This is a genomic window from Stenotrophomonas maltophilia (assembly GCF_006970445.1).
GTDB classification, from domain to species: domain Bacteria; phylum Pseudomonadota; class Gammaproteobacteria; order Xanthomonadales; family Xanthomonadaceae; genus Stenotrophomonas; species Stenotrophomonas maltophilia_AU.
The window spans coordinates 3,607,954-3,623,478 of sequence record NZ_CP033877.1; the positions used below are offsets into that span (position 1 = coordinate 3,607,954).

The 15,525-nt window shown below is 65.1% G+C and carries 11 protein-coding genes; 2 read left to right on the plus strand and 9 right to left on the minus strand.

All coding sequences use genetic code 11. The features are described from left to right. Nucleotides 1-2: 2 nt before the first annotated feature. The 6 genes from EGM71_RS16565 to EGM71_RS16590 all read right to left on the minus strand — a co-directional run bounded on the left by EGM71_RS16565 (nucleotide 3) and on the right by EGM71_RS16590 (nucleotide 6,319). Nucleotides 3-1,028, minus strand: a complete 1,026-nt coding sequence (locus EGM71_RS16565) for an AAA family ATPase (protein WP_188485755.1) — start codon at nucleotides 1,026-1,028, stop codon at nucleotides 3-5. Nucleotides 1,029-1,201: 173 nt separating this feature from the next. Beyond that, complete coding sequence (locus tag EGM71_RS16570; RefSeq protein WP_188485757.1) at nucleotides 1,202-3,172, minus strand: type IV pilus secretin PilQ; 1,971 nt, start codon at nucleotides 3,170-3,172, stop codon at nucleotides 1,202-1,204. Nucleotides 3,173-3,193: 21 nt separating this feature from the next. After that, complete coding sequence (locus EGM71_RS16575; protein WP_005418914.1) at nucleotides 3,194-3,727, minus strand: pilus assembly protein PilP; 534 nt, start codon at nucleotides 3,725-3,727, stop codon at nucleotides 3,194-3,196. Further along, nucleotides 3,727-4,383, minus strand: a complete 657-nt coding sequence (locus EGM71_RS16580; RefSeq protein ID WP_005418916.1) for a type 4a pilus biogenesis protein PilO — start codon at nucleotides 4,381-4,383, stop codon at nucleotides 3,727-3,729. Before EGM71_RS16580 ends, EGM71_RS16575 begins: the two co-directional genes overlap by 1 nt. Further along, on the minus strand, nucleotides 4,380-5,261 hold the full coding sequence (locus EGM71_RS16585; protein ID WP_188485759.1) for a PilN domain-containing protein: 882 nt from the start codon (nucleotides 5,259-5,261) through the stop codon (nucleotides 4,380-4,382). Before EGM71_RS16585 ends, EGM71_RS16580 begins: the two co-directional genes overlap by 4 nt. Next, nucleotides 5,261-6,319, minus strand: coding sequence for a pilus assembly protein PilM (locus EGM71_RS16590; RefSeq protein WP_014038321.1), 1,059 nt, complete (start codon nucleotides 6,317-6,319; stop codon nucleotides 5,261-5,263). The genes EGM71_RS16585 and EGM71_RS16590 overlap by 1 nt, the downstream gene beginning before the upstream one ends. A gap of 219 nt (nucleotides 6,320-6,538) precedes the next feature. Between EGM71_RS16590 and EGM71_RS16595 the strand changes: the two genes are divergently transcribed. After that, nucleotides 6,539-8,962 carry a penicillin-binding protein 1A gene (locus EGM71_RS16595; protein ID WP_188485760.1) on the plus strand — a complete coding sequence of 808 codons (2,424 nt, stop codon included), beginning with the start codon at nucleotides 6,539-6,541 and terminating at the stop codon, nucleotides 8,960-8,962. A gap of 542 nt (nucleotides 8,963-9,504) precedes the next feature. Next, a complete protein-coding gene (locus EGM71_RS16600; RefSeq protein WP_012511978.1) occupies nucleotides 9,505-10,149 on the plus strand; it encodes a hypothetical protein in 645 nt (214 codons plus the stop codon). Between the two features lie 134 nt (nucleotides 10,150-10,283). On the opposite strand, the gene EGM71_RS16605 is transcribed toward EGM71_RS16600, so the two are convergent. The 3 genes from EGM71_RS16605 to EGM71_RS16615 all read right to left on the minus strand — a co-directional run bounded on the left by EGM71_RS16605 (nucleotide 10,284) and on the right by EGM71_RS16615 (nucleotide 15,511). Next, nucleotides 10,284-11,027: a hypothetical protein gene (locus EGM71_RS16605; RefSeq protein ID WP_188485762.1), complete on the minus strand. Its 744-nt coding sequence runs from the start codon at nucleotides 11,025-11,027 to the stop codon at nucleotides 10,284-10,286. Between the two features lie 69 nt (nucleotides 11,028-11,096). Beyond that, complete coding sequence (locus EGM71_RS16610; RefSeq protein ID WP_188485764.1) at nucleotides 11,097-14,744, minus strand: ESPR-type extended signal peptide-containing protein; 3,648 nt, start codon at nucleotides 14,742-14,744, stop codon at nucleotides 11,097-11,099. A gap of 59 nt (nucleotides 14,745-14,803) precedes the next feature. Beyond that, a complete protein-coding gene (locus EGM71_RS16615; protein ID WP_188485766.1) occupies nucleotides 14,804-15,511 on the minus strand; it encodes a pilus assembly protein in 708 nt (235 codons plus the stop codon). Between the last annotated feature and the right edge of the window lie 14 nt (nucleotides 15,512-15,525).

Sequence of the window (15,525 nt, forward strand, 5' to 3'; positions counted from 1 at the left end):
GCTCAGGGTGCCGGCACCCGGGCCAGCAGCTCCTGCACCAGGCGCTCGCCATCCCAGCCCTCGGCGGTGGCTTCATAGCTGGGCAGCACGCGATGGCGCAGCACGTCGGCGGCGACTGCGCGCACATCGTCGGGCGTGACGAAGTCACGGCCGGCCAACCACGCCCGCGCGCGGGCGCAGCGCTCCAGTGCGATGGAGCCGCGCGGGCTTGCCCCCCAGGCGATGCGGCGGCCGAGGCCGGCGTCATAGCGCGAGGGATCACGCGACGCCAGCACCAGTTCGATCAGGTAGCGCTCCAGTGCCGGCGCCATGTGCAGGTCCAGCACTTCGCGGCGGGCGTCGAACACATCCTGCATCGGCAGCTTCTCCGGTGCCGGTGCCGCCTCGCCCAGCGCGCCACGGGCACGCTCGCGGGCCAGCCGCAGGATCTCCGATTCGGCGGCCTGGTCGGGGTAGCTGATGCGCACATGCATCAGGAAACGGTCCAGCTGCGCTTCCGGCAGCGGGAACGTGCCTTCCTGCTCGATCGGGTTCTGCGTGGCCATCACCAGGAACAGCGACGGCAATGCGTAGGTGTGGCGACCAACCGTGACCTGGCGCTCACCCATCGCTTCCAGCAGCGCCGACTGCACCTTGGCCGGCGCACGGTTGATTTCGTCGGCCAGCAGGATCGGGTGGAAGATCGGCCCGGGTACGAACTCGAAGCGGCCTTCCTGCGGGCGCCAGATCTCGGTGCCGGTCAGATCGGCCGGCAGCAGGTCGGGGGTGAACTGCACGCGGGCAAAGTCTGCTTCCAGGCGCGAGGCCAGTGCACGGATCGCCGTGGTCTTGGCCAGGCCCGGCGCGCCCTCCACCAGCAGATGGCCGTCGGCCAGCAGCGCGATCAGCAGGCGTTCGACCAGGGCCGCCTGGCCGACGATCTCGGTCGACAACGCATCGCGCAACTGGGTGAACGCCGCATGCAGGCGGGAAGTGGCCGGCGCGGGCGGCGGCGAGACAGATTCGGGCATCGGCGGTGGCAGGTTCATGGGGGCCTTTGACCGGCGCAGGACGGCACGGGTTCCCGACATCATCGCAGGGTGCCCTGCGATTGGCATCAAGAACGGCTGAACGGCCCATCCACGCATGGCGTGGATCTACCTGTGGAAACGAAGAAGGGCCGCGCATGGCGGCCCTTCTTCGTTTCGCGGGTGGCGCGGGCTCAGTTCTGCTTGGCCACGCGCAGCACCTTCGGGGTGACGAACACCAGCAGCTCGGCCTTGTCCTTGTTGCGGCCGCGCTTCTTGAACAGGTTACCCAGGAACGGCACGTCGCCCAGGAACGGCACCTTGCTGATGCTGTTGCGATCGGTGAACTCGTAGACGCCACCGATCACCACGGTCTGCCCATCCTCGACCAGCACCGCGGTGTTGACTTCGCGACGGTTGATCGACGGCACGGTGCCGTAGCCCTCCAGCTGGATCAGCTGGTCGACTTCGTCCTTCTTCACCTGCATGTTGAGGAACACGCGGTTGTCGTTGGTGATGGTCGGGGTGACCTTCAGCTCCAGCACCACTTCCTTGAACTGCACGTTCGGCGTCGCCACGCCGCCAGCGGTACCACCGCTGATGGTGACGTAGCCGATTTCCTTGCCCTGCTTGATCATCGCTTCGCGCTGGTTGGTGGTGACCACGCGCGGGTTGGAGATCACCTCGCCTCGCGATTCCTGCTGCATGGCCGACAGCTCCACGTCCAGCAGGTAACCGGCATTGAGGATCGACAGTGCCAGCGAACCCGGGTTGCTGGCGGCCGCCACCGGCAGGTTCCAGTTCAGGCCACGGGTGATCGCCGAGCCGGACTTCACCGGCGGCGGGCCGATCCGGCCACCCGCGTCCCAGTCGCGCTCGGCCTTGGCATTGGCCAGGTCGGTCGCAACCTGCGACTTGCGGGTCTCGGCATTGGCATCCAGGCTGCCGCTGAAGTACACGTTGTCACGGCTGCCGCTGACACCGAACTTCGCGCCGAGTTCGCGGGCGAAGGTATCGGTGGCGATGACGATGCGGCTTTCGATCAGCACCTGGTCGACCGGGCGGTCGATCACGTTGATCAGCTCGCGCATGCGCGCGATCTTCTTCGGAATGTCGCTGATCATCAGCGTGTTGGTGCGCTCGTCGGCCACGATGCGGCCGCGCGAGGACAGGAAGCCACTGTCTTCCTGCGAGGAGGAACCACCACCACCGCCACCACCACCACCGCCACTGCCGCCGATGCCCTTGGCCTCGGTCAGCGCTTTGAAGATCTGCGTGGCGCTGTGGTAGTTGATCTGGATGTAGTCGGTCTGCAGGTCTTCGCGGTTCTCGATGGCGATGCGCGCGTCTTCCTTCTCCTGCTCGAACTTGGCCAGTTCAGCCTGCGGAGCCACCCAGATCACGCTGCCGTCGCGACGCTTGTCCAGGCCCTTCGCGCGCAGCACGATGTCCAGCGCCTGGTCCCACGGCACATTGACCAGGCGCAGGGTCACATTGCCCTGCACCGAGTCGGACGCAACCACGTTCAGGTTGGACTCCTCGGCGATCAACTGCAGCACGGTGCGCACCGGCACGTCCTGGAAGTTGAAGGTCACCGGCTTGCCGGTGAAACCGCGCTGGCCGACGGCCTTGGCCGCCTGGGTGACGCTGCCGGCGGTGACCGCACCGACGGCGGCCTGGGCCTGCCGCGGGCTGATCTCGACCACGTACTCGTTGCCGCTCTGGTAGGCCAGCGATTCCACTGCACCGCCGGTGCTCAGCACCAGCTGGGTGCCGGCACCGGACGGCTTGGCGTCGATGCGCTGTACCGGCGTGGCGAAGTCGGTGACGTTCATCGGCTTCTGCAGGTTGGCCGGCAGTCGGGCATTGCCGACGTCGACCACGACGCTGTTGCCCTGCGTGCGCAGGTCAGGGATCGCGCCCTGCCCATCGAACTGCACGATCAGGCGCCCGGCGCCGTCATCGCCACGCTTGAAATCGATCTTGGCCACCGACAGGCCTGCCGGCGCGGCGGCCGGTGCCACGGTGGCGCCCACCGGCTTTTCCGCCGGTGCGGCAGCCAGCGCCGGAGCGCAGGCCAGCATCAGCGCGACTCCCAGCGCGCTGACACGGTTCAAGGTAGAGCGCCGGATGGGACGCAGCCCCTTGGCTTGGTGAAAGGTCATCGTGCTATCCCCAGTAAACGATCATTGATCTTCAAGCGAGAGCGTTGCCGGCCGTTCCAGCCAGCCACCCGCGCCATCCGGCACCAGTTCGATCAGCTCCACGCGGTCTTCGAAGACCGCCGTGACCCGCCCGTCGCTCTGCCCCAGGTAACCGCCCGGGCGAACCCGGTAGGTGACCTTGTCCGGCCCCATCACCAGCGCCACGGTGCCTGCACCGGTGCCGATGGTGCCGACCATGTCCAGCGCATCCAGCGGGAAGCCTTCCAGCGGCTCCTTGCGTCGGTTCGGGTCCGGTCGCAATCCGCCGTTCCCCTGCTGCGGATTGGTCCAGGCATCGGTGAACGGATCGCGCATGCCCTGCGCGGAGTATTCAAAGGTCTCGAACTGCTGCATCACCGGCAGCGGCTCCAGCGGTTGCGCCGGTCGCGCACGCTCGCCTTCCACCCACTTCTCAAGATTCGGTGCGTCGCCGGGCGTGCTGGTCACGCCACGGCCGCAACCGGCCAGCAGCAGTACAGCCAGCACCATCGCACCACGTACGGTCTGCGCGCGCATCACTTCTTGCCCTCCTTGCCAGCGTCGGCCGCCTGCTGCGCCTGCACTTCGGTCTCGTCCAGGTAGCGGTAGGTCTTGACCGTACCGGACAGTTCCAGTGCACCGCTGCGGACGTTGCCGCCGGTCTTTTCCTTGGGCTTGAGGTTGATGTCATGCATGGTCAGGATCACCACCCGCGGCAGCGAGGCCACGCCACTGACGAACGCGCCGAACTGGTGGTAACTGCCCACCATGCGCAGCTTGATCGGCTTTTCGGCGTAGAACTCCTTGATCTGCTCCTGCTCCGGTTCGAACAGCTCATTGGTCAGGCCGCTGGACAGCGCGGTCTGCGAGATGTCGATGATCAGGTCGGGCATTTCGGTCTTGCTCGGCAGCTGCCGCAGCATCTGCTGCAGCACCTGCTCCATCTGCGCCAGCTGCTGCTTCAGCGGCCCCAGGTTCACCGCGCGTTCCTGCTGCTTGGTGAACTCGGTGCGCAACTCGACTTCCTTCGATTCCAGGCCGGCCAGTTCCTCGCGCTTGCCGCTGATCAGCAGCATCCACGCCACGAACATGATGACCAGCGCCAGCAACGAGCAGAAGACGATCTTGGCCTTCTGCGGCCAGTTGCCGATGTCGTTGAAATCCAGGTTCTTGATGTCGATCTTCTGGCTCATGCGCGGTCCCCCTGCAGCAGCGCATTGAAGGCCTGCGGCGGCTGCGCCAGGCGGCTGCCCTCAGGCTTCGGGGCAGGTGCCGGGGCCGGCGCGGCAGCCGGAGCGGCCGGCTGGTTGGGCTTGGCCGGAGCGGCCGACGGTGCAGCAGCAGGTGCGGCAGGTGCCGGCGGCGGGCCTGCCGCAGGAGCTGCAGGCGTCGCGGCATCCGGACCTGCGGCCAACGGAGCCACCGGTGCCGGAGCAGCCGTCGCCACCGAGCCATCGGCGTTCAGGCCCGGCGTCGCCGAAACCTCTTCGCTCTGTGCCGGCAGCTTCACCTTGACCACGAACACGTAGGGCAGCGCCTTGATGTCGGCCAGCGGGCCGGCCTTGCCGTCCTTGTCCTTCTCCGGGTCACGCGCTTCGATGATCGACAGCTCCGGGTTGGTCATCCAGCCGGAGGTCTCCAGGTTGCGCATGTAGGCCGAAACGCGGGCGTTGGACTGGGTGCGGCCTTCCAGCGTCAGCACATCCCCTTCCTGCTTCAGCGCGGTCAGCACCACGCCGTCGGGAATGGTGCGCACCAGCGCGTCGAACAGGTGGACCATCTGCGAGCGCTTGGCCTGCAGTTCCTCGATCACCTTCTTGCGGGCCAGCAGTCGTTCCTTCTGCGCGTCGAGACGATCAATCTCCTTGTTCTGTTCCTTGACCTTTTCGATCTCGGCTTCCAGATAGGCGTTGCGGTCCATCTGGCCGCTCACCTGGCGGTCGTAATAGAACCAGATCATCAGCGACAACAGCAGGCCACCGACGGCGGCCATGCCCAGCATTGCGTAGAACTCGCGCTGGCGTTGCTTGCGCCGCTCGGCGCGCCAGGGCAATAGATTGATGCGTGCCATCAGTCAAAGCTCCTCAGCGCCAGACCGGTCGCGATCATCAGCGCGGGGGCATCCTGGGCCAACGCATGCGCGTTCACCTTCGGCCCCAGGGTCATCTGCGCCAGCGGGTTGGCGACCACGGTTGGCACACCCAGCTGTTCCTCGACCATCTCCGGCAGGCCACCCAACACGGCGCAACCGCCGGCCAGCACGATGTGATCGACGCGGTTGAATTCGCTGCCCGCATAGAAGAACTGCAGCAGGCGGCTGATCTGCTGGACCGTGGCTTCCTTGAACGGCTCCAGCACTTCCATCTCGTAGCTTTCCGGCAGGCCGCCCTGGCGCTTGGCCAGCCCGGCTTCCTCGTAGCTCAGGCCATAGCGGCGCATGATCTCGTCGGTCAGCTGCTTGCCACCGAACACCTGCTCGCGGCTGTAGAGGCTACGGCCGCCGCGCAGGACATTGAGGGTGGTCATGGTGGCGCCGATGTCGACCAGCGCAACCACGCCGTCGATGGACACCGGCAGCTCGCTGGCGACCAGAGCGTAGGCGTTCTCGACCGCGAAGGCCTCCACGTCCATCACCTTGGCCTGCAGGCCACCGAGTTCCAGTGCGGACTGGCGAAGTTCGACATTCTCCGAACGCGACGCGGCCAGCAGCACCTGGACCATCTCCGGGTTGTTCGGGATCGACCCGATCACCTCGAAGTCCAGGTTCACTTCCTCGATCGGATACGGAATGTAGTTGACCGCTTCCAGCTCGATCTGGGCTTCCATGTCGTTTTCGTCGAGATCGGCCGGCATCGGGATCACCTTGGTGATCACCGCCGACCCCGCGACGGCGGCAGCGGCCAGTTTGGCCTTGCTGCCTGAACGGTTCATCGCCCGGCGGATGGCCTCACCCACGGCCTCCACTTCAACGATGTTCTTCTCCACCACCGCATTCGGCGGAAGAGGTTCCACAGCGTAATGTTCCACGCGGAAACGATTGCCGCTGCGGGACAGCTGCAAAAGCTTTACCGCAGTCGAACTGATGTCGACGCCAACAAGCGGCGACTGACTTTTTGGGATGAGCCCCACGGTTTCTCCCCTGCCGACGGGCACTTGGACGCAAGAGCTGCGTCCGCGCATTAATAACGTATTCTTAGCAAATGACAACCGCCCTGCTGTGAAATCCCTCACGGATTCACGAAGCAGCCCCTGGCAATTCCCCTTGCGCTCCCCGGTGCCGACCCCAGCCGCCACCTTGCGTAATCTATACTCTGCGACCACGAAATTCGCAATCGGAATCTGAACCCGATGACTCGACTCCGCCGCTGGCTGCGCTGGATCTTCCTGATTGTCCTGGTCCTGGCGCTGATCGGCGCGGCCGCCGTGGGCGGTCTGTACTATGCCGTTTCCTCCAAGCTTCCCGACGTGCAGACCCTGCGCGACGTGGAAATGCAGGAGCCGATGTACGTCTATGCTGCCGACGGCAAGCTGATGGCGGTGTTCGGCGAGACCCGGCGTACCCCGATCACCATGAAGGACGTGCCGGAAAAGCTGAAGCAGGCGTTCCTGGCGACCGAGGACGCCCGCTTCTACGAGCACGGCGGTGTGGACTACATGGGTATCGGCCGCGCGGTGTGGCTGCTGGCCACCACCAGCGACAAGCGCGTGCCGGGTGGTTCCACCATCACCCAGCAGGTCGCCCGCCAGTTCTTCCTCAGCTCCGAGTACAGCTACACCCGCAAGCTGGCCGAGATCCTGCTGGCGCGGAAGATCGAGTCCGAGCTGAGCAAGGACGAGATCTTCGAGCTGTACCTGAACAAGAGTTTCTTCGGCAACCGCGCCTACGGCGTGGCCGCTGCCGCCGAGTTCTACTACGGCAAGAAGCTGAACGAGCTGGATCTGGATGAGATGGCCTCGCTGGCCGGCATCCCCAAGTTCCCCTCGTCGGGCAACCCGATCTCCAACCCGGAACGTGCCCGCCAACGCCGCGACAACTACGTGCTGCAGCGCATGGCCGACCTGAAGTTCGTCAGTCAGGCCGAGGCCGACGCGGCCAAGGCCGTGCCGATGCACGCCACCGCGCATGAGCCGCCGGTGCAGGTCGATGCCCCGTACGTTGCCGAGCTGGTGCGCCAGGAAATGATCGCCCGCTTCGGCGGCGACGTGGTCAACAAGGGTTACCACGTCACCACCACGATCGACTCCACCCTGCAGACCGCCGCCAACCTGGCCATCCGCGATGGCCTGCTGCTGTACGACCACCGCCACGGCTGGCACGGCGTGGAGAAGCAGGTGCAGCTGGGCGCCGGCGACGATACCGCCGCCCTGGCCGAGCACCTGCGCGGCATGTTCGGCCAGGCCGGCCTGCTGCCGGCGATCGTCGCCAGCACCGGTGCCGACGGCAGCGCTACCGTGGTGCTGGCCAACCGCACCGAGATCGTGCTGCCGGCCGGTGCCGCCAAGTGGACCAACAAGACCCCAGGCAAGCTGGTGCAGCGCGGCGACATCGTGCGCGTGCGCGCCGGCGCCAAGGAAGGTGAGTGGCTGCTGGACCAGATCCCGCGCGGCCAGTCCGCACTGGTCTCGCTGGATGCCCACAACGGCGCACTGAAGGCGCTGGTCGGTGGCTTCAGCTTCTCCGGCAACAAGTTCAACCGCGCCACCCAGGCCCGCCGCCAGCCGGGTTCGAGCTTCAAGCCGTTCGTCTACGCGGCCGCCTTCGACAAGGGCTACAACCCGGCCTCGATCGTGCTCGACGCCCCGGTCGTGTTCCGCGATCGCCGCGGCAAGACCTGGGCCCCGCAGAACGACGGCGGCGGTTTCCGCGGCCCGATGCGCCTGCGTGAAGCGCTGGTGCAGTCGCGCAACCTGGTCTCGGTGCGCCTGCTCGATGGCATGGGCGTGGACTATGCGCGCAAGTACATCAGCGAGTTTGGCTTCGCCGAATCTGAGCTGCCGCCGAACCTGTCGATGTCGCTGGGTACCGCCTCGCTGACCCCGCTGTCGGTGGCGCGTGGCTACGCCGTGTTCGCCAATGGCGGCTCGCTCGTGGATACCTGGCTGATCGACCAGGTCAATGACCGCGACGGCAACCTGGTGTTCAAGGAAAACCCGGCGCTGGCCTGCCGCGACTGCGCCGGCAGCAGTGGCCAGCCGGTCAACCAGGTGGTGGACGGCTTCAACTTCGGTGCCCCCGCCCCGAAGGTGGACCCGGCTGCAGCCGCCAAGGCCGAAGCCAAGACCGAAACCCCGGCCGCGCCGGTCAACCCGGATGCCCGCACTGCCCCGCGCGCGATCGACGCCCGTACCGCCTACCAGCTGGTGTCGATGATGCGCGACGTGGTCCAGCGCGGTACCGGCGTGCAGGCCAAGGTGCTCGGCCGCGAGGACGTGGGCGGCAAGACCGGCTCCACCAACGACCACCGCGACGCCTGGTTCTCCGGCTTCGGCGGGCCGTACGTGACCACCGTGTGGGTGGGCCGCGACGACTTCCGCTCGCTGGGTTACCGCGAATACGGTGGCAAGGCCGCCCTGCCGATCTGGATCGACTACATGCGCACCGCGCTGAAGGACACCCCGATCGCGCAGAACGAGCCGCCCAGCGGCATGGTCCAGGCCACCCTCAACGGCGCGACCGAGTGGGTGAAGGTGGAAGACATGGACCGCCTGACCGACTACGACCTGAACCTCAATACGCCGCAGGCCGACGCCGCCGCGTTCGATATCTTCTGAGGAAGAGTGTGGTGGGTGCCAACCTTGGTTGGCACCGATGCGGCTCTGGTAGAGGCCAACCTCGGTTGGCGCCCTGTGCCGACCAAGGTCGGCACCTACCAAAACGTCGGTGGATGCCAACCGTGGGTTGGCACCGATGCTGCCCCTGGTAGCCGCCAACCTTGGTTGGCGCCCTGTGCCGACCAAGGTCGGCACCTACCAGAGCGTTGGTGGGTGCCAACCTTGGTTGGCGCCCCGTGCCGACCAAGGTCGGCACCTACCAAAGCGTTGGTGGGTGCCAACCGTGGGTTGGCATCGACGCTGCCCCTGGTAGCCGCCAACCTTGGTTGGCGCCCTGTGCCGACCAAGGTCGGCACCTACCAGAGCGTTGATGGGTGCCAACCGTTGGTTGGCACCGATGCTGCTCTGGTAGCTGCCAACCTTGGTTGGCGCCCCGAGCCGACCAAGGTCGGCAACTACCAGAGCGGTTGCATCCGCCATACCCACGCAGATGTCACATCCGTGCGCTAGTCTGTAGCCAGGTCGCAACAGGGAGTCATCGCATGCATCGCGCCCGTCAGCATGCTGCCAGCCAGACCCGCGAGCGGCGTCACCGCCTCGCCCACGAAGCCGCCCGCCTGATGGCCGAAGGCGGCATCCGCGACTACCACCAGGCCAAGTTGAAGGCCGCCAGCCGGCTCGGCATCCACGACGATGCCTCCCTGCCCCGCAATACCGAGATCGAGGACGCCCTGCGCGAGTACCAGCGGCTGTTCTCCGGGCCCCAGCACGGCAACGAACTGCAGCGCCGCCGCGAAGCCGCGATGCGCGCGCTGGAGTTCCTGCACGGCTTCGCGCCGCGCCTGGCCGGCCCCGTGCTGGACGGCACCGCCGATGCCAACAGCCCCGTGCAGCTGCACCTGCACAGCGACGACCCGGAAGCCGTGCACCGCTTCCTGGACGAACACGGCATTCCCGCCGAGTCGCGGACGCGTCGCCTGCGCATGGACCGCGAGCGCTGCCTGGACGTGCCGGTGTGGGTATTCAGTGCCGAAGAGTTGACCTTCGACCTGGCCGTGCTGCCGTACGACGCCCTGCGCCAAGCGCCGCTGTCACCGGTGGATGAGAAGCCGATGCGACGCGCGTCGGTGGCGCAGCTGCGGCAGGTGCTGGCCGAGGCGGAGATCACCGCGTACATCGGCGGGTGACGGTAGCGCCGTTCTTGGTGGGTGCGGACCGTTGGTCCGCGCTCGCCTTTGGTAGGTGCGGACCGTTGGTCCGCACGGTCCTTCAGGCGTCCGGATACCTGACCGAAGTGCAGTCGAGCATGGCTCAAGCCCGTCTACCGCAGCTCATGCGGCTCCTTTGCATCGCCAGTCAGCAGGCGTGCCAGCCACGGCGCACCCGCGCGCCGTGGGTACTCCACCATCATCCGGGCGTGCGTGTCCTGCAGATCAGCCAACAGCCAGGTCTGGTTGTAGACGTCGCCGAACGCGTCGGACCAGGCCGTCTGTATCCGCGCGCGCTCACCCCCGTTGAGGTTGGGCATCCTGTCCAGCGGCACCTCCAGCACCGGCGCCAGCGCCTCGTTGATGGCCGTGTTTTCCGCCTGCGCTGCGCGGAGCAGTGACAGCCGATGCTTCAGCTGCCAGCACGGGTACGGGAAGCAGCTGCCCGTGGCCTCGATGTACGCCGCCATGTCGGCCAGCATATGGGCTTTCAGCTGCCACACCATCGCACTGTCCAGCAGCTCCCGTACCCGCATCGTGCGCAGCGTACCGGCCCGGACTTCTTCCGGCGTGGTGAACGGCTCGCCGGGTGTGGTGCCGCCATGTTGCACCAGCACGATGCGATGAATCGCTTCGCCGGTGATGTTCTCCACGCGCAGCGCTGCCACCTCCGGGTGCACGCGCGGCGGCGGCACGCTCACCACCCGCCAGTGGTACCAGAGCACCAGCACCATGCCGGTCAGGCACAGCAGGGTGAACAGCACCCAGCTGTCCAGATTCCGGGTGTAGTAGAAGTACCGCGCCCGCCACAGATAGAACGTGCGGTAGCTGATGAATCTGCTTACCCAACCATACATTGCCATCTCCTCGGCAAGGACCCCGGCGCGACGGGGTGGATTACGCGCGTCACGCCAGGGCTCCATGGCTTACCAGCCGATGCCCACACCGACGCCCATGCTGCGCTCACCGCTGTTGGTGAACGCACCATTGAGGCTGAAGGTGGCCGAGCCCTTCTCGTTGAGCACGCGCTGGTAGCCCACCGCCATCGCCGACTCACCCTCGCTGTAGCCCACGCCCGCACCGAGGCGGTTGTAGGTGGCCAGGCCGGCGGTGTTCATCGCCATCGCGCTCTGCGCACTACTCATCGCCGCCATGCGGTTGAAGCGCTTGTCCATCTTGTCCAGGCGGCGCTCGAAGTTGCTGATCGCACCATCGGTGTACTCGTTGGCACGGGCCAGCATCTTCTCCAGTTCTGCGGTGTCGACCTGCGGCTTGGGCGTGTCGTCCTTGTTGGCCTTCGGCTGCGGTGTGGGCTTGTCGCCCTCGCCTACCGAGGCGACCTGCTGGGAGTCCTTGCCTCCCGGAAGCACAGGAGTTTCCTCGGTCTGCGGCTTCGGCACCGAGGACGACGCCAGTGCACGCGGTGCCGGGGCATCGTCGATGCGCTGCTCCAGCCCATCCATGCGGCCATTGAGCTGCTGCTGCATCGAATGCAGCTGGCCACCGTTGACTGCGTCGCGGCTGCCTGGCGCCACTCGGCCGTCGGCAAGATTGGTCAGCACCATGCCGTTAACGCCATTCAGCGCGATCTGGCTCATGCCGTCGGCACGGGCGGAAGGTGAATCCTGGAAAATCGAATTGAGCTGACCTTCCACCTTGTCCGCGCGACGCCCGGCGGTGATGACGGCGCCATCGAGTGCCATCAACGCATCCTCGACGGTGTTCTGCGTACCGCCCTGCACCGTGTAGGTCGGGGCGATGATGTTGCCATTGGCATCCATGCCTGCGCTTCCGCCGAGGGTGGCGATGGAGTCCTTAAGCTGGGAGACGGTGGTGGCGTCGTGGTCAGCTGTACCGCGCGCGACGTTTACGAGACGACGCTGAAGCAATCCGGCCCCGAATGAAACAACATTAACCTCGGAAGCAACAGAACCCGCACCGATAGCCACACTGTTCGAAGCCGTCTTCTCGACGGCACTCCCTGCCCCTAAAGCCACGCCGTTGCCCGCCTCAACGCTTGAAAACACGCCGAGCGAAAATCCATTCTCTGCAGCAGCATCAACATAAGCAGCTCGTCCCAGCGACACCGAATTTTTCGCTAGAGCAGCCGCAAAGCTACCAACTGCAACAGCCCCTTCCGATGTCATCGAGGCTTCGGCAGAGTCCCCAATAGCAACCGCTACCAGGCCGGCCTTGGCACCCTGGTTCGGCCCACCACTGCCGACATGCAAGAACTTGGACTGTTCCGCAATCGATCCAATTCGATCAATAGCTTCCTGTGCTGAGCGTTTAGCTCCATTCGCAACTTCACTCACCGCATACAACTGCTTGCCGTTGATCGCATCCGAGCTATCCGCATTCAACGTCCCATCCGAAACACCAGTGATTGTCCGACTTCCACCTGCACTGTTGCGCACATCCAGTACTGTACCGCCGTTCTTCTCGCCCAAGCGCACGCTGCCAGACGCAGATACCTGCGCCACCAGTCCACCCAGCGCCGCTGTCTCGGCCAGCGCCTTGGCCGCATCCGTCTTTGCCACGCCAGCTTCCGTAGCCGCAGACCTTGCAATGCCCTCCACCGTCGCCACCTTGTCATTGGTCGCGTTGAGCTGCCTCCCGTTGACGGCCTCATAGCTGCTGGCGCTGACCACACCATCGGCCACGCCGGTCAGCCTCCGATTCGCGTTTGCGCTGTTGCGCACATCCAACACGGTACCGCTGTTCTTCTCACCGATCCGGACATTACCGCTGGCACTGGCCTGGCTGAGCAGCCCGTTGAGCGTTCCAACCTGGGTCAGAGCGGTGTTCGCAGTAGTCTTGGCTTCACTGGCGTCACTCAGTGCGGTGCTGACGTTGCTGTTGGTGGTGTTGAGCTGCCGACCCGTCACCGCATCGGTGCTGGTGGTGGACAACGCTGCGTCCGCGACTCCGGTGATCTTGCGGCTCGCATTGGCGCTGTTCCGCACGTCCAGAACGGTGCCGCTGTTGGCTGCGCCCAGGCGGACATTGCCCGAGGTAGCGGTCTGGCTCAGAAGCCCGGAGAGCGTGTTGGCCTTGGTCAGCGCGCTGTCTGCGCTGGTCTTCGCAGTGTCAGCAACGGATCGGGCGGCCGTGACATTACTGTTGGTCGCATTCAACTGTTTGCCTGATACAGCCTCAGTGCTTGTGGCGCTGATCGTGGCGTCTGCCACACCCGTGATCTTGCGGTTGGCGTTTGCGCTGTTTCGGACGTCCAGTATGGTGCCGCTGTTGCTTCCGCCTACACGGACGTTACCTGAGGCGGACGTCTGGCTCAGCAGTCCAGAGAGCGCACTCGCTTTCGACAATGCACTATCCGCGTTGGTCTTCGCGGAGTCTGCGACGGATCGGGCGGCCGTGAGGTTGCTGTTGGTGGCGTTAAGCTGCTTGCCCGAAACGGCCTCAGTGCTTGTGGCGCTGAGCGTGGCGTCAGCCACGCCCGTGATCTTGCGGTTGGCGTTAGCGCTGTTGCGGACGTCCAGCACAGCACCGCTGTTGCTGCCGCCCAGGCGGACATTGCCAGATGCGGATGTTTGGCTCAGCAATCCACCCAGCGTGTTCGCTTTGTTCAGCGCATTGTCTGCATTGGTCTTCGCGGAGTCGGCCAAAGAACGTGCGGCAGTGACATTGCCATTGGTGGCATTCAGCTGCTTGCCCGTCACCGCGTCCGAACTCGTGCTGTTGAGTCGCGCGTCTGCCACATTCACTACTCGGCGCTTGGTACTGCTGTTGCCAACAGAGACCGTGTTCGCCTCGTTGGCGACCGAGCGCACACCCAATGCCACAGATCCCGACATGGAAGCGCTTGCTTCATAGCCCATTGCCATCGCGTCGTAGGACGCAGTGGACTTGTTGCCCACAGCGATGGCACCTGAATAGCCACTGGTACCGGCACGGGCATCTCCCCCCAACGCAATGCCACCGATACCGCCCCCGGTAGCTACCCGCGAGCCGCTACCAATTGCAATTGCGTTGCCACCGTCGGCTCGCGAATCATTGCCATAAGCCGTGGCACCCCAGCCACCGCCGGCGTATGCGCCGTCACCGACTGCGGTGGCGTACCAATGTTCGATCTTGACATTCGTCCCGATGGCGACATTACGCTCGCCAGTTGAACGGATACCATTTCCGTAGCCGACTGACCGTTTTCCGGAGATGGTGGAGCGAGAACCCACCACGACAGTGTCATCACCGGTTGCCGTTGAATCCCGGTAAGCAACGTCGTTCACAATCGCGAGTTGATAGTACTTGGATTGAGGGGCGATCGATTTCTGTGGAACTCCGCTATCCAGGCCAATGAGCATTGTAGGCAGGCCCGCATGCATTCCTATCTGCGGGAAATTTCCCTGCTCCTCCGAGGCAATCTCAGGCAGATTCTCCAGGGGTTCTTTGTCGACATCCTCAACAGCCATAGTGTTTACCGAGAACATCAGCAGTGCGGCGCCCGCCCCTCCACTGATCGACCGCCTCGCACCACTTCCACGATTGGTCAGCTCGCTTCCTACCACCCAGCAACGCTTGGCGGCACTCCAGATACGACGGTAGATGTGATTCATGCTCTTTCCTTAACAGGACAAGGGAAATGAAGCCCCGCACTTATGCGGGGCGATGAAGGTCAGACGCTCTGCACCAGGGTCGTTACGTGATCGCGATAGCTGTCGTTCGACAGTCGGTACTGCAGCTGCAGGGTGTTGCCCGGCTGGAGCTGGAACGGCAAGGTCAGCGCAGCGTCGGGATAGAGGCTTTTCGACAGTTCGCGCGGTGTGCACACGCCACTAGCGTTGCACTCGGCAGCACCGGTGATGCCCACACGCAGCGTGCCGGTGTTGCGCAGGGTGTTGCCCTGCAGTTGCAGATCCACGCTGCCTTTGGCGGGAACCACGTTCACCAGCGCGCCCCAGACCAGGCTGACACCAACGTTGGCCTGCGCCGCCTGCTCGTCGCCTTCCAGGATCGTGCCGTCGGGGCCCTTTACCCCCTCGAAGTAGATGCGGTAGGCCGCCTCCTTCTCGACGGTCTGCAGTGGAATCACCCGGATCAGGCGATTGCCACCACCGCTGAGTGCGAACTTGCCGGGCGTGACGGCAATCGCCGCATCGGCAGCTTCCACTTCAATCTCTTCCTCACCCACCTGTGCCGGGTTGGTGATGCGCAGCAGGCGTGCCTGCACGTACTGCGGCTGGGTGGATTGCGAGTACACGCGGATCTTCGTGCCGTGCTTGGCATCCACCGCTGCACGCATCGGATGAATGGAAAGATTGGCCTGTGCCGGCGCGGCCAGCAGTGCGCTCAACGGCAACAGGCAGAACAGCAGCTTCTTCATGATGGGCCTCCGTG

Coding starts and splice junctions, on each gene's coding strand:
- EGM71_RS16575 (WP_005418914.1), bottom strand. CDS start 3,727: ATGCGCGCGCAGACCGTACGTGGTGCGATGGTGCTGGCTGTACTGCTG.
- EGM71_RS16605 (WP_188485762.1), bottom strand. CDS start 11,027: ATGTATGGTTGGGTAAGCAGATTCATCAGCTACCGCACGTTCTATCTG.
- EGM71_RS16615 (WP_188485766.1), bottom strand. CDS start 15,511: ATGAAGAAGCTGCTGTTCTGCCTGTTGCCGTTGAGCGCACTGCTGGCC.
- EGM71_RS16600 (WP_012511978.1), top strand. CDS start 9,505: ATGCATCGCGCCCGTCAGCATGCTGCCAGCCAGACCCGCGAGCGGCGT.
- EGM71_RS16565 (WP_188485755.1), bottom strand. CDS start 1,028: ATGAACCTGCCACCGCCGATGCCCGAATCTGTCTCGCCGCCGCCCGCG.
- EGM71_RS16570 (WP_188485757.1), bottom strand. CDS start 3,172: ATGACCTTTCACCAAGCCAAGGGGCTGCGTCCCATCCGGCGCTCTACC.
- EGM71_RS16595 (WP_188485760.1), top strand. CDS start 6,539: ATGACTCGACTCCGCCGCTGGCTGCGCTGGATCTTCCTGATTGTCCTG.
- EGM71_RS16610 (WP_188485764.1), bottom strand. CDS start 14,744: ATGAATCACATCTACCGTCGTATCTGGAGTGCCGCCAAGCGTTGCTGG.
- EGM71_RS16580 (WP_005418916.1), bottom strand. CDS start 4,383: ATGAGCCAGAAGATCGACATCAAGAACCTGGATTTCAACGACATCGGC.
- EGM71_RS16585 (WP_188485759.1), bottom strand. CDS start 5,261: ATGGCACGCATCAATCTATTGCCCTGGCGCGCCGAGCGGCGCAAGCAA.